Annotated in this window: 18 protein-coding genes and 2 pseudogenes; 13 read left to right on the top strand and 7 right to left on the bottom strand. The window is 48.8% G+C overall.

Translation table 11 applies throughout. The annotated features are described in order from the left end of the window. Positions 1–740 (bottom strand): alpha/beta fold hydrolase (locus DFP95_RS21425; protein WP_245987823.1); only part of this gene is annotated, 740 nt, incomplete at its 3' end. Between the two features lie 275 nt (positions 741–1,015). Here DFP95_RS21425 and DFP95_RS21420 point away from each other — a divergent pair. Further along, entirely contained in the window at positions 1,016–2,566 is a 1,551-nt protein-coding gene (locus DFP95_RS21420; protein ID WP_115994734.1) for an ABC-F family ATP-binding cassette domain-containing protein, read from the top strand. 199 nt (positions 2,567–2,765) lie between these two features. After that, positions 2,766–4,382: a hypothetical protein gene (locus DFP95_RS21415; protein ID WP_115994733.1), complete on the top strand. Its 1,617-nt coding sequence runs from the start codon at positions 2,766–2,768 to the stop codon at positions 4,380–4,382. 25 nt (positions 4,383–4,407) lie between these two features. Here the strand turns inward: DFP95_RS21415 and DFP95_RS21410 are convergent, their stop codons facing one another. Further along, complete coding sequence (locus tag DFP95_RS21410) at positions 4,408–4,785, bottom strand: MarR family winged helix-turn-helix transcriptional regulator (protein WP_245987827.1); 378 nt, start codon at positions 4,783–4,785, stop codon at positions 4,408–4,410. A 220-nt stretch (positions 4,786–5,005) separates the two neighbouring features. Between DFP95_RS21410 and DFP95_RS21405 the strand changes: the two genes are divergently transcribed. Beyond that, positions 5,006–5,977, top strand: a complete 972-nt coding sequence (locus tag DFP95_RS21405) for an aldo/keto reductase (protein WP_115994731.1) — start codon at positions 5,006–5,008, stop codon at positions 5,975–5,977. Between the two features lie 415 nt (positions 5,978–6,392). Beyond that, positions 6,393–7,484: an FAD-dependent monooxygenase gene (locus tag DFP95_RS21400; RefSeq protein WP_115994730.1), complete on the top strand. Its 1,092-nt coding sequence runs from the start codon at positions 6,393–6,395 to the stop codon at positions 7,482–7,484. 59 nt (positions 7,485–7,543) lie between these two features. Here the strand turns inward: DFP95_RS21400 and DFP95_RS21395 are convergent, their stop codons facing one another. Both DFP95_RS21395 and DFP95_RS21390 read right to left on the bottom strand, forming a co-directional pair. After that, positions 7,544–8,185 carry a hypothetical protein gene (locus DFP95_RS21395; protein WP_115994729.1) on the bottom strand — a complete coding sequence of 214 codons (642 nt, stop codon included), beginning with the start codon at positions 8,183–8,185 and terminating at the stop codon, positions 7,544–7,546. 135 nt (positions 8,186–8,320) lie between these two features. Further along, positions 8,321–8,827, bottom strand: coding sequence for a hypothetical protein (locus DFP95_RS21390; RefSeq protein WP_115994728.1), 507 nt, complete (start codon positions 8,825–8,827; stop codon positions 8,321–8,323). Between the two features lie 306 nt (positions 8,828–9,133). Here DFP95_RS21390 and DFP95_RS21385 point away from each other — a divergent pair, with 306 nt between their 5' ends. From DFP95_RS21385 to DFP95_RS21375, 3 genes are all read left to right on the top strand, one after another. Next, entirely contained in the window at positions 9,134–12,265 is a 3,132-nt protein-coding gene (locus DFP95_RS21385; RefSeq protein WP_115994743.1) for a discoidin domain-containing protein, read from the top strand. 163 nt (positions 12,266–12,428) lie between these two features. Continuing rightward, on the top strand, positions 12,429–13,367 hold the full coding sequence (locus DFP95_RS21380) for an ABC transporter ATP-binding protein (RefSeq protein WP_425453311.1): 939 nt from the start codon (positions 12,429–12,431) through the stop codon (positions 13,365–13,367). After that, complete coding sequence (locus DFP95_RS21375) at positions 13,360–14,301, top strand: ABC transporter permease (protein ID WP_115994726.1); 942 nt, start codon at positions 13,360–13,362, stop codon at positions 14,299–14,301. Before DFP95_RS21380 ends, DFP95_RS21375 begins: the two co-directional genes overlap by 8 nt. A gap of 110 nt (positions 14,302–14,411) precedes the next feature. On the opposite strand, the gene DFP95_RS21370 is transcribed toward DFP95_RS21375, so the two are convergent. Further along, on the bottom strand, positions 14,412–14,789 hold the full coding sequence (locus DFP95_RS21370) for a hypothetical protein (protein ID WP_115994725.1): 378 nt from the start codon (positions 14,787–14,789) through the stop codon (positions 14,412–14,414). A gap of 443 nt (positions 14,790–15,232) precedes the next feature. Further along, positions 15,233–18,046: a cadherin-like beta sandwich domain-containing protein gene (locus DFP95_RS21365; protein ID WP_147304201.1), complete on the bottom strand. Its 2,814-nt coding sequence runs from the start codon at positions 18,044–18,046 to the stop codon at positions 15,233–15,235. 231 nt (positions 18,047–18,277) lie between these two features. On the opposite strand from DFP95_RS21365, the pseudogene DFP95_RS29860 reads away from it, so the two are divergent. From DFP95_RS29860 to DFP95_RS21355, 4 genes and pseudogenes are all read left to right on the top strand, one after another. Continuing rightward, positions 18,278–18,559: pseudogene (locus tag DFP95_RS29860) on the top strand (response regulator); the annotation flags it as partial. After that, positions 18,536–18,638: pseudogene (locus DFP95_RS29855) on the top strand (DNA-binding response regulator); the annotation flags it as partial. The pseudogenes DFP95_RS29860 and DFP95_RS29855, both read left to right, overlap by 24 nt. A 35-nt stretch (positions 18,639–18,673) precedes the next feature. Then, the gene (locus DFP95_RS29850) at positions 18,674–18,967 is read left to right on the top strand and encodes a winged helix-turn-helix domain-containing protein (RefSeq protein ID WP_425453312.1); all 294 of its coding nucleotides are present in this window, start codon (positions 18,674–18,676) and stop codon (positions 18,965–18,967) included. Further along, positions 18,964–20,409, top strand: coding sequence for a sensor histidine kinase (locus tag DFP95_RS21355; protein WP_115994722.1), 1,446 nt, complete (start codon positions 18,964–18,966; stop codon positions 20,407–20,409). Before DFP95_RS29850 ends, DFP95_RS21355 begins: the two co-directional genes overlap by 4 nt. Positions 20,410–20,455: 46 nt before the next feature. Here DFP95_RS21355 and DFP95_RS21350 read toward each other — a convergent pair whose 3' ends face one another. Next, positions 20,456–21,175, bottom strand: a complete 720-nt coding sequence (locus DFP95_RS21350; RefSeq protein WP_115994721.1) for a VOC family protein — start codon at positions 21,173–21,175, stop codon at positions 20,456–20,458. A 264-nt stretch (positions 21,176–21,439) separates the two neighbouring features. Between DFP95_RS21350 and DFP95_RS21345 the strand changes: the two genes are divergently transcribed. Further along, on the top strand, positions 21,440–21,760 hold the full coding sequence (locus DFP95_RS21345; protein ID WP_115994742.1) for an ArsR/SmtB family transcription factor: 321 nt from the start codon (positions 21,440–21,442) through the stop codon (positions 21,758–21,760). Further along, positions 21,753–22,202 carry an SRPBCC family protein gene (locus DFP95_RS21340; protein WP_115994720.1) on the top strand — a complete coding sequence of 150 codons (450 nt, stop codon included), beginning with the start codon at positions 21,753–21,755 and terminating at the stop codon, positions 22,200–22,202. Before DFP95_RS21345 ends, DFP95_RS21340 begins: the two co-directional genes overlap by 8 nt. Positions 22,203–22,339 lie beyond the last annotated feature (137 nt).

Here is a 22,339-nt window from a genome sequence, read left to right as displayed (position 1 = left end):
TTGGCTAACGTATCGCGAAAGATCGGAAAGGGAAGAGCGATCGTATCGTCTGTCGACGTGCTTCTAAGCTGCTTGAAAAGCTCTTGAATGGGAGCGGGGAACTGATCCACCACGCTTTCGCCGTTTTGCGGGACGAAAGCATCGAAGAATACCAAGCGTTTGATGCGATCGGGAATTTGTTCAGCGGCCTTCTCCACGACGGTACCGCCGAAGCTATGCCCGAGTAGGACAATATCGTGAAGGTTTTTCTCTTTGATATAATCGACGACCGAGGTTGTGATTTGTTCGTGAGTCACATTTTGGGCCGCATTCGCGCCATGCCCTGCATATTCCGGCGTGTAGACTGTGTATCCCATTTTGCGGAGCTCCACGGCCACACCATCAAAGTAGCTGCTGTCAGCCCAAGCGCCGTGAACGAGTACGAAGGTCAGCGGATGCCGTATGGATTCTTTTTCTCCAACTGCTTTAAGCGTGTCCGAGGTAGCATAGGAAATGCCATTGACGATTGATTTGGGCTTAATGATATCCAAACCGTCCACTTGTACATAACCGTTAGCCTTGTTGAGCGTAATGCGGCTGGAAACGATTTGATACTGATTGACGAGGGTATCACGTACCGAAACGAGAGAAGAACCCTTTTCCGCTTTTTGAGCGGCGTGAACCGGATTGCTGATATTCAAGCTGAGTAACGCCAACGAGGCAACTAAAGATGCAACGACCATTTTGTTTTTCAAGTTCATGATTAAAACCTCCTGATTAGTTTGATTTTTATTGAGCTCCTGAGAACGATAATATCAAAATCAAATTACGCGTAACCGTAACTTTGTCACACTCCAACATTCGGCAAGAGATTTCCGCCGCGACATGCCTGACGGATACTAGCAATGATTGCTGTAACTATTCATAACCTCATCAGTTAACATGGATCAAACGTTTCTGTGATACAATGAGTCGGATAAATCAAAAGATTTTGCAAGATTTAATCAAGGCGCATAAATGAATGGAGATATAGAAAATGAGTTTGTTGACAGTTGAGAACTTATCGCACTCGTTCGGCGACCGGGTATTGTTTAAGAATGTGTCTTTCCGTCTGCTTGACGGCGAACGTGTCGGGCTGGTTGGCGCGAACGGTACGGGGAAATCTACGCTTATGAATATTTTGACGGGCAAGTTGTTGAAGGACGAGGGTAAGGTGGAATGGACGCCTCATGTTAGTTACGGTTACTTGGACCAGCATACGAAGCTTGAAGCTGGTAAAACCATTCGAGACGTTCTGAAGGATGCGTTCCTGCCGTTACTCGTATTAGAAGAGGAGCTTAACGGTGTTACCGCGCAGATGGGCGATGCTGATCCGGAACTGTTGGATCAACTATTGGAGCGTATGGGAGAGATTCAAGAGGCGCTTGAAATCGGAGACTTCTACTTAATCGACGTGAAGGTCGATGAAATGGCTTATGGTTTAGGCCTTAATGCGATCGGGCTTGACCGCGACGTTACGGCGCTTAGCGGCGGACAGCGGACGAAGGTTCTGCTCGCCAAGTTGCTGCTTGAGAAGCCGGGCGTCTTATTGCTGGATGAGCCGACGAACTACTTGGACGAAGAGCATATTAATTGGCTGACGAATTATTTGAAAAGATATCCCTATGCATTCGTTCTTATTTCTCATGATACGGGCTTCATGAACCAGATCGTCGACGTTATCTATCATCTTGAATTTACGAAAATGACGCGTTACTCGGCCAATTACGAGAAGTTTCTGGAGATGGCCGATCTGAACAAAACGCAGCACATCGACGCCTACGAGAAGCAGAAGGAATATATTAAGAAGCAAGAGGAATTCATTAATAAAAACAAGGCGCGAGCTTCTACCACCGGACGCGCGAAGAGCCGCGAGAAACAACTCGACAAGATCGACCGCATCGATAAGCCGGAGGAAGCGGCCAAGCCGACCTTTAATTTCAAAGAAACCAGACCGAGCGGCAAGACCGTATTCGAAACGGAGGGAATGCTGATCGGCTACAATAAGCCGCTTCTGCCTAAGATGAACATGGTCGTTGAGCGAGGCGATAAGATTGCTATCGCAGGCTGTAACGGCGTCGGCAAATCAACGCTCCTGAAGACGATTCTCGGCGTTATTCCTCCGCTGGAAGGCAAGACGTATCGGGGCGATTACTTGTCTCCCGCTTATTTCGAGCAGGAGGCTAAGGCGCCAATGATGACTCCGCTGGAGGACGTATGGGATGAGTTTTCCTTTATGACCCAGCAAGAAGTGAGGGCGGCGCTTGCCCGCTGCGGTCTCAAGAACGAGCATATTACTCGCCCTCTTAATCAACTCAGCGGCGGAGAACAGGCAAAGGTTCGTCTTTGCAAGCTGATGATGCATGAAAGCAACTGGATTCTGCTTGATGAGCCGACGAACCACTTGGACATCGTTGCCAAAGCCGAGCTGAAGCGAGCGTTAACCGCCTACAAGGGTACGGTCGTTCTCGTCTCTCATGAGCCTGAATTCTATGAGGATTGGGTAACCAAAACGTGGGATGTAGAAGCCTGGTCCATGCAGAGCTAGAGGTTATGGATAGGAGCAGAAAGTTAAATAGTAGTATGTGGATTAGAATACATCGCACTGGTGGTAACTTACCTTTGCGATGTATTTTTGTAAAGAACCCCGACAAACTAGAGTACTTAAAAGGGGACTAGTTGAGAAGCTACGGCAACACTTAGGGGACGGAGCCAAGTAAGGTTAGCCAATGATTAGGGGAGATATAATGGGCACTAGCTTTGCTAATTTGCAGGTAAGAGCATGTTCAACGGATGAAATCGAGAAAGCATTACCCGGCAGTAGGGCAATTCAGTTATCGAAGGGTTGGACTACCGTCGTATGCGAGCAATTTCAGGTCGGCAACCTTGAGAAATCGGCGAGGAAACTATCGAAAGCCATTGACCAAAGCGTACTGTCCATCGAATATTTCGACGATGATGTGCTTAGGATTGCGGTCTACAGAAACGGGAAAGTCATCGACAGCCATATTAATGAGAACGGATATGGTTTACCTAAGAAACCCGGCAAGCCTAAACTGTTTATCAAAGAACTTGAATTCGAATCGGTCGAAGTTAAGTATGTTAAAGAAATCCTCGCTTGCGAGGATTTGGGTAAGAAATTGCAGTTATTTCAGTATTTCTTGGGGGTTGCGCTTTGGATCGATCATCGGATGCTTTCCGAAGGTAAGGAAGCCGATTTTCGATGCGAACGAAATCTCTCCCTAATTGATGAATATATCGCCGAGAACAACAAGAAAAACCGCATCAAGAATCAAATGAAAGTTACTCTGCTAATGGAATTTGAGGGAGCATTAATTGGATCCTTAGGTGACAATAAGTATGTAATTGGCACACCTCCCTACGATCGGAGCAGCGGGTCCTACAAAGAAGAAAGCATCTATACCTATTTCCCGAACGGTACGCTAGAGTCAAGTTTAGACATTAGCTCATTCCGATATCGCAGTGGAACCGGCCATTTAAGCGCATCCAACGGCTATCTTTCATTTTTTTGTTTTATCCGGTCCCAATATTATCTGTTCGATTATGAAGGGAACAAGATTTCCGAGACTTCCTTGAAAGGTGGATCGTATCATCCGATTTATCTACTAGATAATGGAGCTTTTCTTGCTTTCAACAGCGCGTGGGATACGCTTAGGGCATATGAACCGAGCTTAAACGTGAGGTGGGAATTTCCTTGTACGGGTTTTCTCTGTTGTCGAAATCAATTCATTCATGTGTGTATAAGCACTGAAGAACAGTCGCCAGAACTTGTAAAATTAAATGGTCGAGGAGAGGTCGAGGCAACCTTTAAGTCGGAAAATAATGATCCTTACGGAACATTCTTATTTGATGATGACGGAAGGCTCTTTTATTTTGCTAGAGCTTTGTCCTCTGGAGTCTTTCGTACTAGAGTTATATATTTGAACGAACATTTTGAGCGGATAGCGGAATTCGAGTTGGAAGGCTCGATTACTTCTTCGGCAGTAGATACTAAAAATCAAAAGTTATTTCTGCATCTCAATGAAAGAGAACTTGTCGTAGTGGATACCGAGTCCTTTCACATCGTCTCTCGAAAAAAGCAGGAGGCAGAACTGGATTTCTTAACCGTGGATTCATTAGGGAGAGTCGTGATTCGAGTAGGGTTTAGCAGCATCGTGATCATGGACACGGAGTTAAACGATATTTCGCGCCATCGGTTAAAAGGTGACATCGTTAGCTGTAGGATCAACGAAACAGGCGCTATCTCTGTCCTTACATCGTCTCTAGGGGCACACGAAGAAGGAGGAGGAGCAAGCGAGATGATGATAAGATTGTATGAAATTCACGCCGATTTGTTGGAATAATTCATGAGCACATTAAAAACGGCGATCAAGGTGTCGAGTCTTTGCCAGCCGCTGAAGACCTCGATTTAGTTCGATCAGCCAGCTTGGTAATCGACTCAATGTCCTGATCGGTTAACTGATCTAGAAAATGCGTACGTATGGCCTTTGAGACTATGGGTAGGGCCCCATCCAAGGCCGATTTTCCGGTGGATGTAATGATGACTTGAACACTACGATCTTTGTCTAATGTTTTCCTCAGCACAAGTCCGCGCTTTTCCATGCGCGTTAGATGATGTGACAGTCGGCTCTTGTCCCAGTCCATCGAGTCGGCTAATTCCTGCTGGCGAAGCTTACCGTCCCCAAATTGGGCTAACCGATCCAATACTCCGAAATCACCCTCAGATAGTCCTGTGTGTTCGGACATGTCCTTTACGACACGGCCGAAGATTCTCTTAAAGGAACCCTTCCACATATTCCATATTCGCATTTCATTATCGCTTAGCTCGTTTTTATCCATAGCCACATAATAGCACGGTTGACGTGTCAACCACAAGGTGCTAAAGTGTTGTTGGGTTGACATGTCAACCACGGGTAACCTGAAGGCGTGGAAGTCTTACCAATATTTTTGAGGAGCGTGTAATGATATGGATTATGTAAAACTTGGGCATTCGGGTTTGGATGTTTCGAGGCTTAGCCTTGGAAGTATGAGCTTTGGAGTACCAGAGCGTGGCAATGCTCCATGGTCGCTGAATGAAGAGCAAAGCAGACCGATCATTAGGAAAGCACTGGAAATGGGCATCAATTTTTTCAGTACCGCCAATATGTATTCCGATGGAACAAGCGAAGAAATTGTAGGACGTGCATTAAAGGACTTCGCTCGTCGTGACGAAATCGTTATTTCCACAAAGGTGTTCGTTCCGATGCGCAAAGGTCCGAATGCCATGGGACTTTCCCGTAAGGCCATCATGACCGAAATGGATAACAGTCTAAGACGGCTCGGAACAGACTACGTCGATTTGTACCAAATTCATCGTTGGGATAATAATACGCCGATTGAAGAGACGATGGAGGCCCTTCACGACGTAGTTAAGGCGGGCAAGGTAAGATACGTCGGAGCATCCTCCATGTTGGCATGGCAGTTCTCGAAAGCTCAGCACGTCGCGGAGCGCAATGGTTGGACACGGTTCGTTTCCATGGAAAACAGACTCAACTTACTCTATCGCGAAGAGGAGAGGGAAATGCTTCCCCTTTGCAAAGATCAAGGAGTTGGAGTCACTCCGTACTTGCCTTTGGCAGCAGGCCGGTTAACCAGAGATTGGAATGAGCAGACCTCGCGATCCGATAATGATCAAGTAGCAAAGGCATTATTCTCAAGAACGGAAGAAGCTGATCGCAAAGTTGCGGAAAGAGCTGCGGAGGTTGCTTCTAACCGAGGCCTTCCACGCGCACAAATAGCACTTGCGTGGTTGTTGCAAAAGGAAGAGATCACAGCACCTATTATCGGGTCGACCAAGATCAGCCATCTCGAAGATGCGGTTTCGGCTTTGTCGGTTAAATTGACAGCTGAAGAAATCACGAGCTTAGAAGAGCTATATGTGCCCCACCAACTGGTTTGAATAAGGTAAAAATAAAAATTTCTATTCGGGGGTGAACCGTTCTAAGTAATGTTGCCGCTTCCGATGCGACGAATAGACTGCGCTATGTTGCTGGTCCCGACGCAGAGGAGCTGGCTAAATTAAGATGGTCTCAGTCGGAAGAAAAATATATGGCAACGATGAGGGGTTTATTAGGTCACACCGATTGGTGCCGCCAATCCAAGAAACCAAATCCAGCGGCGAATTAAGCTGTTAGGAGCTCAAGGTGGATAAAAGTCAGAGATTGCGGGGCATCCATTATTGGGTGCCTCTTAATTTTGCCGCGCGAGCTGTTAATATTGAGTTCATAAAATTAATTTACCTTATATACGAGTCGGTTAGCATAATCACATGTGCTCCATGGAACACGAATACAACTATCACGGGGGGAACAAGCATGAAACAAAATGTCCTAGTTAGCGGGGCGAGTTTTGCCGGGCTCTCAACAGCCTACTGGATGAGTAAGTTGGGCTACAACGTCACAGTTGTTGAGATTGCTAAAGGTCTCAAACGAGGCGGCACGCCGGTAAATATCCGCGGAAATACCGTCGACATCGTGAAACGTATGGGGCTGCTCGACCAAATCCAGTCGAACCACTTAAAGATGGAATTGACGGAGTACAAAAATTCGAATGATGTTACAGAAAGAACGGAATTACGCGAGGATCTCGCGGATGATGAATATGAAATCGAGCGAGATGTATTGCTGAATATGATGTTCGGGGCCGTCAAAGACGATGTCGATTTTATTTTCGGCGATAGCATAGCATCGTTGAAGGAAGAAAGTAACGGCGTCGAAGTAGCTTTCAAAGGGGGCCCAAAGCGCTCTTATGACCTGGTATTCGGCTGCGACGGTATTCATTCGGTCGTCAGAAAAGCGTGCTTCGGCGAAGAGGCGGAATTTACGCATTTTCTTAAAACTTATTTCTCTATTACGATCGTGAATAAGTTGTTGATTAAGGAAAATACTACGCAGATGTACAACGAGCCGGGCAAGGCGATCATGCTGAACGCCTACAATAATAAAACAGATATCGTCCTTTGCTTTTCTTCGGATAAGGAAATTCCTTACGACTACCGAAACGAAGAACAGCAGCGGAATATCATTCTGAATCGGTTTTCAGGACTAGGCTGGAGAACACCGGAATTGCTGGAAGAAGTGGAGAACTCGAAAACCTTTTACTTCGACAAGCTTTGCCAAGTGAAAATGCCGTCGTGGACAAAGGGCAGGGTAGCGCTAGTTGGTGACGCTGGATACTGCGCTTCTCCGGCTGCCGGCATGGGCGGGTCACTTGCGATAGATGGGGCGTCCGCCTTAGCCGATGCTTTCCGGAAGTGCCATGGAGATTATGAACGTGCGTTCCAAGAATACAATAAGAGTTTCCGTCCTTTCCTAGAGGAAGTGCAAACCACCGCGGAAATGTTCGTAGATTTTCTTGTCCCTCCAACCGAAGAAGCCATTCGCGAAAGACATACGCAAGAAGTATAACAAAGCGAGAACAGAGAAAGGGGCCATCCCGTAAAGGATGGCCCCTGCCTATTGAAGGGTCAGCAAGTTGCCACACAGATAGCTTGAACGGCCAAGCATGCAGGAGCGCATATGAAAGCGAAAATGCTGCATGCGGCTTGGCAAATCGTGCCCGCTCTAAGGCATCTGGCGATGCACGCGGGATCGGTTCCTTTCCCGGGGTTCTGACGCTTAATCAGCCTTTTGATCACGCGTTCTAGCTTCGCGAATAGTCGCTCAAGAGCGAGCTCTAGAGACTTATCGATGCAGATCTTCAGTGTCGTGCCATCTTTAAACTTCACTTTTTTAGCACCTGTGCAATGGCAGCCTCTATTACATCCGCAACTGGCTTTGAACGGAATGATTGCTTTCTTGTTAATGAATCCTCTTGCGATTATATCGTCGTTCTTCTCCGCGAACACGATGTTGGCGCTGGTAATGCCTTTCACCTGCTTGCCGAAGAAAGCGGTAAGTCTGCTGCTCGAGCGGGTCAGCGATTGCAGCTTGACCGTGGCCAGGTTGCATGCGTTCTGCGTTACGTTCAGGAAGAAGTCGGAGATGCCGCGGTTTGGATTGGTAACGAATTCGATATTCGCGCTTAAGATGCCCTCGTGTTTGGTCTTCAAGCTTGCCGTTGCGTTAAGGGTGGCCGTTCCATTGATCGTGCGAAGCAGTCCAGGCATAACTTCACTCCCTCAGTACCCTGATAGTATTGGAATAGACACAATATATTCAGAGACATGAGGTCCGGAGTGATTGAGTTACCTATCTGATGGAGTGAAATATTGGCCGTGCTCCGCGCTAAGCTTCCAATTCATCTATTCCAAGAAAAGCGCCATCTTCTGATCAATCAATCCGATGAACGATGCCGCTCCGTTGTTGTTGCCATCGAACATGACGGATGTGAGGAAGATTTGCTCCCTTAGTTGCTGCAGTTTCGAAGAATAGACTTCCTCCTTCTCTACCAACGTGCCGGTCATCGTATCATATGCATAATCCAAGTTAAACTCCATGGGTTCATAAGCAAAACGTTGGCCGTAGAGGCTCTTCACTTCCTCTTTGGTCATGCCGATCTGAGCCCCGCGAGCCGTCTTGTAAATGTCTTGAGAGCCTTCCGAAAGTGCGAATCCTACTACCTTGTTGTCTCGATAAAACACAGTCACGCCCGATTTATAGTTAATGGAATTCGTTTGTGCCTGACTTCCGCTACCGAGCGCCTTTTCTATGTCCGATCTCGCGTCACCGTAACATAGCGACTTATTATCATCAACTCTAGTAATGCACATATCTTCCTTCGAGAATGTATCCGCCTGAAATTTCCCCATCTATTCTAACCCTCCTATTGATAACTCTAGTCTACTAATTCAGTTAAAAAATTACAAACCAGGAAGTTTGAGACGACAAACAGGCCGGTCCCCGATCGAATAGGGGACTGGCCTGTGTCGAGTACAAAATATTGAACATCGCAAGCACATATTTCTACCTTACGATAAGGCGGGACGAACAGTAAGATATAGGGGCAAGCGCGAGCTTTTCGTATCGCACGATAATGCTTTGGGAAGGAGGAACTAATGAATTGGTTCGGCTGGAGCATTCAAGAGATAACTATCATTATTGGAGGGAAGCTTTTAATGAGACGACACGTTAAAGGATTGTTCGTTTTGGTTTTCTTGCTTTCGATGATTCTCCCCGTCGGCATCGCGTCCGCAGATGCCGAGAGCTTTAAGATTTCGCAAACGGGCACTATTGTAACCGCTGTCAATCGCTCCATCGCCGTTACTTACGATTTATCTACCGGACGCGGCGCTTTTAAGAAAGGCGCAACGACGCTCTTGTCCAACTTCTATTCGGACTATCAAGTCGCCGGCTCTACGGCGCGCGTCCATTCCTATGATCCGGGAACGAGAACGGCATCATGGACGTCGATCGGCAACGACCAATACGGCAAGAAAGGCAAACGGCTGACGATTACGAACGTCTTGGACACCGGCTCGACGATCGTTCTGCGCCTGACGATGTACGATAACCAGTCGTACGTGCTAGCCGACATGACGGTGAACAACGCGACGAGCCAATCGATCGACGTGCTCGAACCGATCGCGGCGGACAATCTGGATATCGGTTCGGGCAACGATAAGCGGATCTATACGACGCCTTACACCAACAACTACGATTTCGGCGTCGCTCCCGTCCAAGATTTCGGCAAAAGCCAGAACGGATACGACAAGCCTTACGGAGTCGACGACGTCTGGAGCGCTTTTAACGGAACGAGCTATTGGGTCGCGGCCATGTTCGACGATGCCGGTAAGAACGGATTCGTAGCCGGCGCGGCCACGACGAAGAATTGGAAAAGCATGCAGCATCTCGGTCAAGCAACCGTCGCCAACGGGCCTCTGACCGGATTTTCCGTCTATAATGCCGGCGGTCAGCAGAGCGGGACTTCGGTGTCTTCGGACTTGTTTTTCCTCGGCTATTTCGACGACTACCGGACCGGACTTGAGACATTCGGGGAAGCCTATTCCGTCGGAGAGCCGATGCTGCCGTGGAGCGAGCCGGTTCCGAAAGGATATAACACGTATTACAATAATTATGTTAACGACTACGGAACGGCCGACGCGCTATTCAGCACGACGGATTACTTCGCGGCGAACCTCAAATCGCTCGGCTATAACTATATGAATCTGGATTGCTGCTACCAAGGCGTCAAAGACAAGTCGGTCGTCGAGAACCTGCACGATTACGTGAATTACGTGCATGGCAAAGGTATGAAGGCCGGGTCCTATGCCGCTCCTTTCGCGATTTGGGACAAGCTGACCGATATCGTGCCTACGACGTCTTATACTTTCGATGAAATCGCGCTTAAAGACGCGAACGGCAATAACATCATGTCCTATCTCAATACGCCGATCGTCGACGCGACCCATCCGGGGGGACAAGCCTACTTAATATGGCTGACGAACTATTACTTCGTGGAGCCCGGGTTCGATTACGTCAAGCTGGATTTCCTTGATTTCGGCATGTTCGAAGGCAGCTTCCACGACGCCACCAAGAACGGGATGCAGGCATACCGACTCGGTATGGAAGCCATGCGCGATACGCTGCTTGCCGCCCCTCAGAAAATATTCATTCACGAATCGATCGCGCCGTTGCTGCCTTCGGGTTATGCCCACAGCAGAAGAACCGGTTGCGATACGACGATAGGCCTGAACGATAACGCCGGCATTCAATATTCGGGCATGGAACGCCAAGCCTTGAATGCGGCTGCCTCTTGGTGGACGAACGGAACGTTATACAAGTACAACGACGGCGACATGGCGATATTGGAAAACGTCATTCAAGGCGTTTACGGCAAAACGACGCTAAATCAAGCGACACTCCTCTCTACGGCCATTTTAATGGGCGGAGGACATTGGCTGATCGGCGATAATATAACGATGGTCACGGAAGACCGAATGAAAACGATCGCGATGAACCCCAGCTTGATGGACGTATCGAGTATGGGCAAAGCAGCCAAACCGGTAAGCATGACGAATTTCTACCACAAAGGCGAGCGATCTCCGTCCGTCGTGTATATGAAAGACGATAGAGACCAAAAAGGAGATATGGACAAAAAGGACAAGAGTAAAGGCACGATCGTCGGGATTTCCAACTGGGATATGTACAACGCGAAGCCCGTGGTCGTGAATTTCGAAGATCTCGAATTAAAAGGCAACGTTCCGTACGCGATTTCAGAGCTCTACAGCGGGACGAAACTCGGGACGTTCACGGGCAGCTTCTCGCGCGTGCTCAAGCCCGGCGAGTCCATCATCCTTCGTATAACCAACAACGGCCACGGAGAAGGCGTAGACGTTCCCGTCAATCTGGCGCGAGGCGCCGGCGTCTCCGTAACGGCTTCTACCTACTACGGCGAAGGGAATGAAGGTTCCAAAGTGATCGACGGCGATCTCTCGACACGTTGGAGCGCCGCTTGGCCAGGAACCAACGACGAATGGTTGGAGATCGACTTCGGCTCGCCGACTGCCTTAAATCGCGTCGTCGTTAACGAATACGGCTACGACAAGCAAGAGTACCAAGCCTGGCAATACTCGCTTCAATACTGGGATGATGCTACGTCCCAATACGTCGACCTGACGAAAGGGTTGGTGCTCGGCGACCGCAGATTGCTGGACTTTCCGACCGTAACGACTTCTAAAGTCAGGCTATACATCAAAACGGCCCACTGGCTTAATTCGGTGACCGAAATCGAGGCGTATAACATCCCTGGCAACACGGGCTACGTCATCGCGCAGGACACCAGCAATGTCTCGTATTGGGGTTATTCGGACATTCGCGCGCAAGTTCAAAGAATGCAGACGTTCTCGCTGACAAGCGGCAATTTGCCGAAATTGGACGTCTATTATTACGAAAGCTATGTTAACAAGCTGCCTGAAGATAACCTGTATCTGGACGTCGTGGAGTTGGACGCTAATCTTAAGCCGGTCAAGAAGTTGTTCACCGCGGCTATCCCTCCCCACAATATCATGGGATCTCCGCAGCCATATTCGATCTACCCGAGACTGACCGGACTCGACGTCAATAAGAAATACGGGCTGGTCTATCGGTCGCCGAACGCGCTGGACGACGGATCGACGGACAATAAATACGGGTTCGGCTACATCAATCAAGACATCTATGCCGGGGGCATCGCCCAGTATTCCAACGATGGCGGAGCTACCTGGCAGCAACAGCAGGATACCGATCTCATTTTTACGATTTATAAATAGCAATTGCCTATAATAAACAAGAAGCTGATGCTCAAAGCATCAGTTTCTTTTTTGTATACGAAAAATTTAACAACAAAAATATATTGTTTAACAATAAATTATATGCTAAATTCAATATAAATTTAACGAGCGCAATAGAATCCGTATTACAGGGAGGCACTATATGATGAGCACCAGCGAACCCATAATCAGTCTGCGAAACGTAACGAAAAGAATCGGCCGTTCCACGATCATCGACGATCTGACGTTCGACGTTCCGCAAGGGGAGATTTTCGGCTTTCTTGGCCCGAACGGGGCAGGGAAAACGACGACCATCCGAATGATCGTCGGGTTGATGACGACGACTAATGGCCAGATTCTGATCAAAGGCAAAAATATTAAAACCGAATTCGAGCAAGCGATTCAGCATGTTGGCGCCATCGTCGAAAATCCGGAAATGTACAAGTATCTGACCGGATACCTGAATCTCGTTCATTATGCGCGCATGGTGCCGGGCGTGACGAAGGAGAGGATCGACGAAGTGGTTAAGCTGGTCAAGCTGGAGAGCCGCATTCACGATAAAGTGAAGAAGTACTCGCTCGGCATGCGTCAGCGTCTCGGAGTCGCGCAAGCGCTGCTGCACCAGCCCTCATTGCTGATTCTCGATGAACCGACGAACGGCCTTGACCCGGCGGGAATTCGCGAGCTGCGAGATTATTTGCGGCAGTTGACCCGTTTCGGCGGCATCACGGTTATTGTATCCAGTCATCTGTTGTCCGAGATGGAGCTGATGTGCGATCGGGTCGCCATCCTCCAGGGAGGAAAGCTTGTCGACGTGAAGCCGATTCAGTACTTCACCCAAGGGAGCGGGCAGGCTCAAACCTATCGGATCGAAACGCAGCAGCCTGAGCTCGTAATGGCGGCACTGAGCCGAATGGACGGTATAGAAGAGGTCAAGCTGGGCGTGGAGGGGATCGTTGAGCTGACGACCGAACGGGAACGCATACCGGAGATATTGGCGGAGTTAATGCAGCATAGCGTTCGGATCTACGGCGTCGAGACGGTTCGCCGGTCGTTGGAAGACGGGTTCTTGGAATTGACGGGGGGCAAGCAGATTGTTTAATTTGGTGCGCAATGAAAACATGAAGATATACCGGCGGGTGCGGACGTGGATCTTGGTCGGATTGTTGGTCGCCTTCGTGCTTTTCATCAATATCATGTCATGGCAATTCGACGGCAAAGAGTCGCAAGGCGACGGCTGGCGTACGGTGCTGCAACAGGAGAAGGAGCATCGGAACGAGGTTCTGAAGAAGCCCGGATTGGAGGCGGAGGACCGCACATTCAATCTGCAGCGGATCGCCGTCATCGACTATCATTTGGAGCGGGATATACGAACGGAGGATGGCTCGATCTGGGACGGCGTGAACGGTTCCGCGCAGCTGGCGATCTTGATCTCGGTGTTCACCATTATTATCGCGGGAGATATCGTAGCGGGCGAATTCGCGTCCGGAACGATCAAACAGCTCCTCATCCGACCTGCCAATCGTCTGAAAATCCTTATTTCCAAATACGTTGCTTCCTTAATGTTCGGAATCCTGCTGCTGTTCGCGTTATTCGTCGTATCCTTTCTGGCGAACGGGGTATTATTCGGCTTCGGACATCTGGATTTACCGCTGATCGAGGTGAAGGAAGGTGTAATCGTGGAAAATAATATGTTCCTCAACCTCTTGCAAACGTATATGCTCAACGGGGTCTCGACGATTCTGTACGTGACGATGGCCTTTATGATCTCGTCCGCTTTCCGCAGTAGCACCATGGCGATCGGATTCTCCATAGCTGCCCTGTTCGCGGGAAATATCCTTCTGGAGGCCTTGCAGAGGTTCGATTGGAGCAAGTACTTATTGTTCGCGAACACCGATCTCACCCAGTATCTGAGCGGGCAACCTTATCAAAGCGGCATGACGCTTTCTTTCTCCATCGGCGTGCTTGCGATTTATTTCGTAGCCTTTAATCTGATTTCATGGCTAATGTTCACGCGAAGAGACGTGACTTCTTAATGAACCGATCGTAATAAGGTCGCAATAGTTTATAAATAATTCGAAGTCCTAATAAAACCGGTCGTTCGGGCATTTGCCTGAACGACCGGTTTTCGCAATCATGAAATTAATTATAGGAACGTTACGGTGGTGGAATCGCTGCCGATCAAGGTACCGGAAATGTTGAAACATTCTGCTCGAATAAGATAAGTCCCGCCCGGCAGCATATTCTTAGTCATTGACGACAAGGTATGGCGTATTTCGTAGCCGCCTGAAGGAGCGTAAAGCTTACCGGAATTGTAAGTTCGGTTTCCTGCGTTGGTCTCCTGAATGAAGAGTTGATATTGGTAGGTACCTGCAGCCTTCGTAAAGCCGATATAGTTAGGAACCGTAGCGTTGGTGCTGTTCGGATACGGGTTAAAGAAATTGACCCCTCCGCTTGCGCTTGCTTGGGAGGCTATCCCGAGCAGCAAAGCAACGGCCATCACAAGCGATAAAACCTTTTTCATTAATTATTCCTCCTTTGATTTGGTTAATCGTACCTATTCCGGCCGAAATAGGTATTTAAACGTTGTAGAAAGCGCTTGCAGAGAGCATATCATAGTTTTGAATAAATATCTATATTTAGTATTTAATGGTTATAAACGAAATGGAGAGACTGCTGGAAGTCAACAATATGCGTGACCTCACTTAATAAGGCCTCTTTACCTAAGTATATCTAGATTGCGTACCGATAGCCGTGAGCGTTTACACGAAAGTTATGACAGCCTCTACTGTAATTAGAAGAAAGGCGGCAGATGAACCGGTTGCGATACGATGATCGGCCTGAACGAATCGAGACCCTTTTTTACCGCTTACAGAGTAAAAAAGGGTAGTCCTTTAAGAGTTTATGATACTCATAAGGACTACCCTGGATATTAAATCTAAACTCGGTTGATGTGACGATTATAATTTACTTGTTCAATTGTGCCTGCATTCTCAGCAAAACCGTTACAGCCTCTGCTAATGTTGTTTTACCGTTAGCATCGAATTTGTTCGCGCTCTTACCTCGTACAACGCCCAGTTTCTTCAGTGTCGCAACGTAATTTATCGCCCATGCTGGAATATCCTTGTTGTCTGCAAAACCTGTCGCGCTATTCGGCTCAACGGTTAGATTGAGCGATTTAGCGATCATCAACGCCATCTCGGAGCGCGTGATTTCGGCATCCGGACGAAATGAACCGTCCGTATAACCTACAATAATGTTTGCATTTACCGCTTCCCCGACTTCCTTCTGCGCCCATATACCGATCTTCGCCGCATCCGTGAAAGTAAGCGTCGATCCTTCCCCTGTCGGCTTCAACACATTCATCAGCATAACCGCAAAATCCGCGCGCGTAATTAAATTGCTGTCCGTTGAAACTCGAATTACCGTAACGGAATAGGTCTGCATTGTCGATCCGTCCTGTGCCGTCACCACCACCTCGAGCGCGTTGCTTCCCAGGTTTAAATGGATGGCTCCCGATGCCGTTCCGCTTGCCACCGCCGATCCGTTCACCTTCACCGTCGCATTGCTATCCGATAGGGCAGGTGTTACCGCGATGCTGCTCACGCTATTAGACACAATGGCCAAGTAGCTTGTCGCGTCGGGCGTGAAAGGCGAACTCAGCGTAGCGCCGGTCAGCATCAGTCCGCTCAAGTCGGCGTTACTGCTCAATGTCGGCACTGTTGTCGGTGCAGTTGTCGGCGCAGTTATCGGCGCAGCTGCCGCTCGAGTCACGGTCACCGTATACGCCTTCGTCGTCGTGCCGTCCTCAGCGGTAACTGCCACCGTGACCGTGTTGCTTCCTACGTTCAAGTCAATCGTTCCCGACGCCGTTCCGCTTGTCACCGCCGTTCCGTTTACCTTCACCGTGGCGCTAATATCCGAAACCATCGGTGTTACCGTGATGCTGCCCAAGCTATTGGCCACATCGGCCGTATAACTTGTCGTGCCGGGCGTGAACGACGGACTCAGTGTAGTGCCGGACAGGCTCAGTCCGCTCAAGTCGGCGTTACTACTGGCATGGCTATTTTGTAATATCGTTCCCGCATCCCCCACTACCACTGTTGTTCCGTTGCCGGAGCTGACGCCATAAAGAGGGTTTGCCACTCCAGAAGCGTGACTTGCCCAGCTCACTCCGTCACTGGAGGTCAGTATCGTTCCGTAAAATCCTACTGCCACAAACGTTCCATCGCTGTAGCCGATTCCCAATAGAGGATATGGGGTGCCTAAAGTTTGGCTCACCCAGCTCTCTCCATCACTGGAGGTCAGTATCGTTCCGTTTATGCCCACCGCTACAAACCTGCCATTGCCGTAGCTGACTTCAGCAAGGATCTCCAGAGTTCCTGACGGGTAACTCGTCCAGGTCTCGCCGTCACTGGAGGTTATGATCGTCCCTCTATCCCCCACCGCAACAAATGTGTCGTTGCCGAAGCCGATGCCCGCAAGATTATTCGATGTGCCCGACGCACGGTTAATCCAAGTCACGCCGTCGCTGGAGCTTATGATTGTCCCGCTAAATGCCACCGCAACAAATGTGTCGTTGGCGTAGCTGATACCCATAAGATTATCCGTTATGCCCGACGCACGGTTTATCCAGGTCATACCGTCACTGGAGGTTACGATCGTCCCGTTTGCCCCCACCGCCACATACATGCCGTTGCCATAGCTGACGCCAGAAAAATCCTCCGCGGTACCCGACGTACGGCTCGTCCAGCTCGCACCGTCACTGGAGGTCAATATCGTTCCGAATAGCCCAACTGCAACGTATATATCATTGTCGAAGGTAACATCTAAAAGAGGCATCATGTTACCTATCGTGCGGGTCGTCCAGCTCGCCCCGTCACTTGACGTCTCAATCATTCCGAAGTCCCCCACCGCCACATATATACCATTGCCATAGGTGACGTCTATAAAACTGTTCATGACGACTGGCGGAAGGCTTGTCCAGCTCACCCCGTCGCCCGAGGTCAATATCGTTCCGCGTATCCCCGCTGCAACATATGTACCGTCTTCGTAGACGATACTCAATAGATGATTCGTTGTACCCGACGCGCGGCTCATCCAACTCGCTCCGTCACTGGAGGTCAATATCGTTCCCATGTCCCCCACTGCCACATAAATGCCGTTGCCGTAGCTGATTCTGTTGAGATGATCCACAGTACCCGAAGTGCGGCTCGTCCAATTCACCCCGTCAACTGAGGTCAATATCGTTCCTGATATACCTACCGTCACGAACAAGCCGTTACCGTAGGTCACGTCTTGAAGAGGTTCCGCGGTAATCGGCGCATGACTCGCCCAACTCACCCCGTCGCTGGAGGTCAATATCGTTCCAGCCATACCGACTGCTACATACAGGCTACTGCCATAGATAACGTCAAGAAGGTGCTGTGCGGTGCCTGAAGTGCGGCTCGTCCAGTTCACTCCGTCATTAGAGGTCAGTATCGTTCCATCTACCCCCACCGCCACAAACATGCCGTCGTTGTATGTGACACCATAAAGATAATTTGCAGTGCCTGACGTACGGCTCGTCCAGGTTACGCCATCACTGGACGATATTATCGTCCCAGTACCCCCCACTGCCACATACATGCCATTGCCGTAGCTCACGCTACTCAAAGTCTCGCCCGTGGGCAACGGACTAATGACATTCCACTCGTCAAGAGAATCGGCAGAAGCAACAGCAGGGATCATTCCTGCTAATAGAAATAATACCGTTAATAAAGAAATACAACGTCTTACCATTGATTCTTTCACTCACCTTTACTAGAATTCGAATCGATTTATTTATCTGCCGTTGAGATTCTACCTACCTTTCTCGCATTATAGTTGTTAAATGGTTCAACTCTTTCATTTTAAGCGGGGCTGACTGTTCATTTCTTAATGTAGTCTTAATGAAAAGCCATGGCCGTATTCTATTTTTCATTGATGCTATAATGAAATCGACTCAACCGATAGATGGAGTGTGAGTAAAACATGGATCAAATTCTGATCGTCGATGACGAGCCCGACATTCGTGACCTGATTCGTTTACACCTGGAACGTGCGGGATGGGACATTGCAGAAGCGGAGTCCGGACGGCAAGCGATCTTCAGTGTGCGTGAGCAGCCTGTCTCATTGATCGTACTGGATATTATGATGGACGACGGCAACGGCTTCGAGGTGCTTCGCTACTTGCAGGAGCATCAACCGGAGACGCTGGTCATTGCGCTTAGCGCGAGGAAAGAAGTAGAGGATAAGATCGATGCGCTTGGACTCGGGGCCGATGATTACATGACTAAGCCGTTCAGTCCGATGGAACTGGTGGCGAGGATTCAGGCTCACCTTCGCAGGCGTCATCCCGAAACGTCTAGCGGGCCTGACGTTATTCAAATGAATAATCTTATTCTGGATATCGATAATTACGTTCTTATCAATGACGGGGAGAGGCATGAACTGACTCAGGTCGAATGCGAGCTGCTTCAAGTGTTCATGCGCAATCCCGATCGCGTGCTGACGAAGAGTGAAATCTACAAGCAGATCTGGCAGCATGAAAACTACGACGACAATAACCTTAGCGTCTTCATCAGCCGTATTCGTAAAATGCTTGAAAGCGCACCGGGCTCCCAGGCCCATCTTCATACCGTTCGCGGCATCGGCTATCGCTTCTCGGGAGACGGACGATGAAGAGTCGCACCAAGCTATGGCTGATGATGTTGTTCGGCGCAGTTGGAAGCATCGTCTTATTCTTTACGATATCCCCGTTGACGGGGAGAATTTGGAACCCGGGTTATGATCTACAAACGTTTACTTCCATCTCCCAAGAAGCGCTTACGGCCATTGAGCGGCAACAGGCCTACTCGTGGCCGGAAGTTCAGCCGATTCTGGAAGATGTGTTGCGCCCGTACCCCGAGATACGCCTGGAATGGCTGGATGAAGACGGATCGACGCTATTTGATACCTCCGGCGAGACAAATACCTACGATTTCCGCCAATTGGCCGATCGTGTTGTCCATATGCCGGATCATCTATGGAGCAAGAACGAGCCGATCACGCTCGCTTATTCCGTCGTCCATGACAACCGGCCCTATTACTTGCTCCTGAGTTTATCCGGCGAAGATATGAAGTCGGGACAAATGTATTTTTTCCTGCGAACAAACAAAGCTTTGATGGCATTTATCCTGCCTTTGCTGCTGGCAATGCTGTTTCCCTATCTTCTTTCCCTATGGTTCTTCTCATCGACCAACCGGCGCATTCGCAAGCTGAACGTAGCCGTGAACAAGATCGGCATCCGAAGCGACCTTATCGTCCTGAAGGACGAGTCGAGAGACGAAGTCGGCCAACTGACCCGTCACTACAACTCGATGGCCAAACGCATCCAAAGCCAGGCGGCCGAAATCGAACAGTTTGAAAATCGCCGAAAGGTACTGTTGTCTAACCTATCTCATGATTTGCGTACGCCGTTAACCATGATTTTGGGATACGCCGAGACGATCCGGACCGGCGCTTACAAGGACGAGAACGAGCTGCAGTCCGGGACCAAAATCATCCTGCAGCGCTCCCGCTATATGGACAAGCTTCTTGACCAGCTTCTGGACATTGCCCGGTATGAGCAGCATGTGCCCCAGTTGGAGCGCGCCTCGCATAATCTGTCGGAACTTATGCGAAAGGTCGCCGCGGATTATCTGTTGTTCCTGGACGGTAAGAACGTCGTTGTGGAGGCGGACATTCCAGATGCGGATATCGAGGTCATGATCGACGCGCCGCTGATCGAACGAGCTTTGCGCAATTTGATGGACAACGCCGTCCGTTACGGTGAAGAGGGGCATTATCTAGGAATTGGATTGGCGGAGGAAGAAGGGAACGTTATCCTGTCGGTCATAAATCGCGGCAAAGGTGTCGCCACGGAGTACCGCGAGCGCATCTTCGAGCGATTTTACCGGGTTGATGGTGGAAGAAAAGGCGAAGGACTCGGCATTGGGCTCTCCATCGTCAAGGAAATCGCGGAATCGCATGGCGGCAGCGTCCGGCTGCTTGATAACGTAGGTAGGACGGAAACCGTCTTCCAACTTAGGCTTCCTAAGGGGCTGTCCCATAAACGTTACTCCGAACAACTTCAAACCCGCTAAAGCCAAAGACCGACCTTGCGGGGTCGGCTTTGGCTTTTTTCTTGAATTACTCACCGCCAATAATCTCGTTATACTGTTGCGAGATTTTATTCCAGTCCGGATTCTCGGAACCGTAAACGATTAATAACTTTTGTATGGTATCGTTGATGCTGGGGTTCACTACTTTATCTCGCTGCAAATGAATGTCTAAAGCAACCAGCAAAATTTTCGCTAGATCCAAATCTTCTACGTTAATGGAACTTAAATCGTCCGCAGGAAAGAATTTTTCCAACATATGAAATGCCGATTTGCTATCTTCCTTTGAATATAACAAATCGTAGAGGATCTCGAAATCTTGTGCATAATCCCCGCTCTCGATGGTTCTAAAGAAAACTGGATCGGAAAGATCCGCATTCGGCGTTCCAATGTAAAATGTATTCCCGCCGACATCCGTCAGCATGAATCTTCGATCTTCCGCAAGATTTTTCAATTTCGATATTCGCGGTATGCCGGAACGGGGGATTTTTCCTAAGCGTTGTTTCAATCCGGCAGTGAAATCTTCATATACCCGATTTACGTCGTCCACTTCGATATAGCACATTTGGGGGTTTTCATGAGGCAATATTCTCTTGGTTACATAAAAATGCAGCTCAAGCGAACCGTAACGTACAACCGCGTAGGGATGTGGTCGGGTGTATATTTGAACGGTTTCGAATCCCAGGCTCTCATACAAGGAAACCTGCTCCTTTATCGAGGGGCACGGCAAAATCGGTTTGATGTTGATCATTACTTTCCACCTCTTCTTTCATGAAATTAACGGATACATCAAGCGTATCACATTCATGCAAATGATAAGGTTTGTTGAAGTTTATCGATTTATTAAAGCGATAGATAGGTGAAATCCCGTCATTTTCTTTAATGAAAAATTATAAGGTTGATCGTCCGACTGAGTGCGCTTTGTTGTCGATCCGGACGGCAAATCCATATGGGCGACTACAAGTTATTACAGCCGCGCTTGACATGCAATCAAATGGTTGCATATAATACGAACATGGACAAATTATTTAAGGCACTAGCGGATGGGACGCGAAGACAACTGCTCGACCTCTTGTTCGTCCATAACGGGCAATCCTTGGGCGAGCTCTGCAAACAAATGACGATGACTCGTCAAGCGGTCACGAAGCACTTGATGCTTCTGGAAGAAGCCAATCTGGTAACCGTCGTGTGGCAAGGACGCGAGAAGCTCCATTATCTTAATCCGGTACCCATCGGGGAGATTTACGAGCGTTGGATCGGCAAGTTCGAGCAACATCGGATTGACGCATTAAACACACTAAAGCAAGCCTTGGAGGAGGATTCTAATCATGAATAAAACGTCATTCGTGTACACGACTTACATCGCGACTACGCCTGAGAAGCTATGGGTAGCCCTTACTAACGGCGAATTCACCAAGCAGTATTTTTTCGGAAGCGAGATCATTTCGGATTGGCAAGTAGGCTCCGGATTTAAGCTGATCAACAAAGATAAGGTTAAGGTCGATCATTACGGGGAAGTTCTAGTCAGTGAGCCCTATCGCTTACTGACGATTACATGGAGCGTTAAAGACGTTGAAGGAGATCGATTCTCTAAAGTTACCTATGAACTAACTCCGATGAACGCTACGGTTAAGCTTACTCTCAGACACGAGGATCTATTAGAGAAGGATATTCGCAAGGATGAAGGTAAGATCGAAGGGTTCAATAACGGATGGCCCGTCATTCTCAGCAATTTAAAAAGCTTACTGGAAACGGGCAACATCCTGCCAGCCTTTTAACGGATCGACAACGAGGGGGAACTTTGAAGAACGAACTGAATACTGACCTCGAATACAGAGTCCGGCGAGATGACCGCCGTGCTCTGTATTTTTTATGATAACCTTAAAAGGTATCGTCCGTATGGTATTATGTAGGG

Origin of the sequence: Cohnella lupini, assembly GCF_003386205.1 — a bacterium.
Taxonomy (GTDB): Bacteria; Bacillota; Bacilli; order Paenibacillales; family Paenibacillaceae; genus Cohnella; species Cohnella lupini.
Note: the sequence above shows the minus strand (reverse complement) of the source record. Positions and strands in the feature narration are given on the sequence as shown.

Coding starts and splice junctions, on each gene's coding strand:
- DFP95_RS21340 (WP_115994720.1), top strand. CDS start 21,753: ATGAATAAAACGTCATTCGTGTACACGACTTACATCGCGACTACGCCT.
- DFP95_RS21350 (WP_115994721.1), bottom strand. CDS start 21,175: ATGATCAACATCAAACCGATTTTGCCGTGCCCCTCGATAAAGGAGCAG.
- DFP95_RS21385 (WP_115994743.1), top strand. CDS start 9,134: ATGAGACGACACGTTAAAGGATTGTTCGTTTTGGTTTTCTTGCTTTCG.
- DFP95_RS21420 (WP_115994734.1), top strand. CDS start 1,016: ATGAGTTTGTTGACAGTTGAGAACTTATCGCACTCGTTCGGCGACCGG.
- DFP95_RS21410 (WP_245987827.1), bottom strand. CDS start 4,785: ATGTCCGAACACACAGGACTATCTGAGGGTGATTTCGGAGTATTGGAT.
- DFP95_RS21365 (WP_147304201.1), bottom strand. CDS start 18,046: ATGGTAAGACGTTGTATTTCTTTATTAACGGTATTATTTCTATTAGCA.
- DFP95_RS21355 (WP_115994722.1), top strand. CDS start 18,964: ATGAAGAGTCGCACCAAGCTATGGCTGATGATGTTGTTCGGCGCAGTT.
- DFP95_RS29850 (WP_425453312.1), top strand. CDS start 18,674: ATGAATAATCTTATTCTGGATATCGATAATTACGTTCTTATCAATGAC.
- DFP95_RS21415 (WP_115994733.1), top strand. CDS start 2,766: ATGGGCACTAGCTTTGCTAATTTGCAGGTAAGAGCATGTTCAACGGAT.
- DFP95_RS21370 (WP_115994725.1), bottom strand. CDS start 14,789: ATGAAAAAGGTTTTATCGCTTGTGATGGCCGTTGCTTTGCTGCTCGGG.
- DFP95_RS21395 (WP_115994729.1), bottom strand. CDS start 8,185: ATGCCTGGACTGCTTCGCACGATCAATGGAACGGCCACCCTTAACGCA.
- DFP95_RS21345 (WP_115994742.1), top strand. CDS start 21,440: ATGGACAAATTATTTAAGGCACTAGCGGATGGGACGCGAAGACAACTG.
- DFP95_RS21380 (WP_425453311.1), top strand. CDS start 12,429: ATGATGAGCACCAGCGAACCCATAATCAGTCTGCGAAACGTAACGAAA.
- DFP95_RS21390 (WP_115994728.1), bottom strand. CDS start 8,827: ATGGGGAAATTTCAGGCGGATACATTCTCGAAGGAAGATATGTGCATT.
- DFP95_RS21405 (WP_115994731.1), top strand. CDS start 5,006: ATGGATTATGTAAAACTTGGGCATTCGGGTTTGGATGTTTCGAGGCTT.
- DFP95_RS21400 (WP_115994730.1), top strand. CDS start 6,393: ATGAAACAAAATGTCCTAGTTAGCGGGGCGAGTTTTGCCGGGCTCTCA.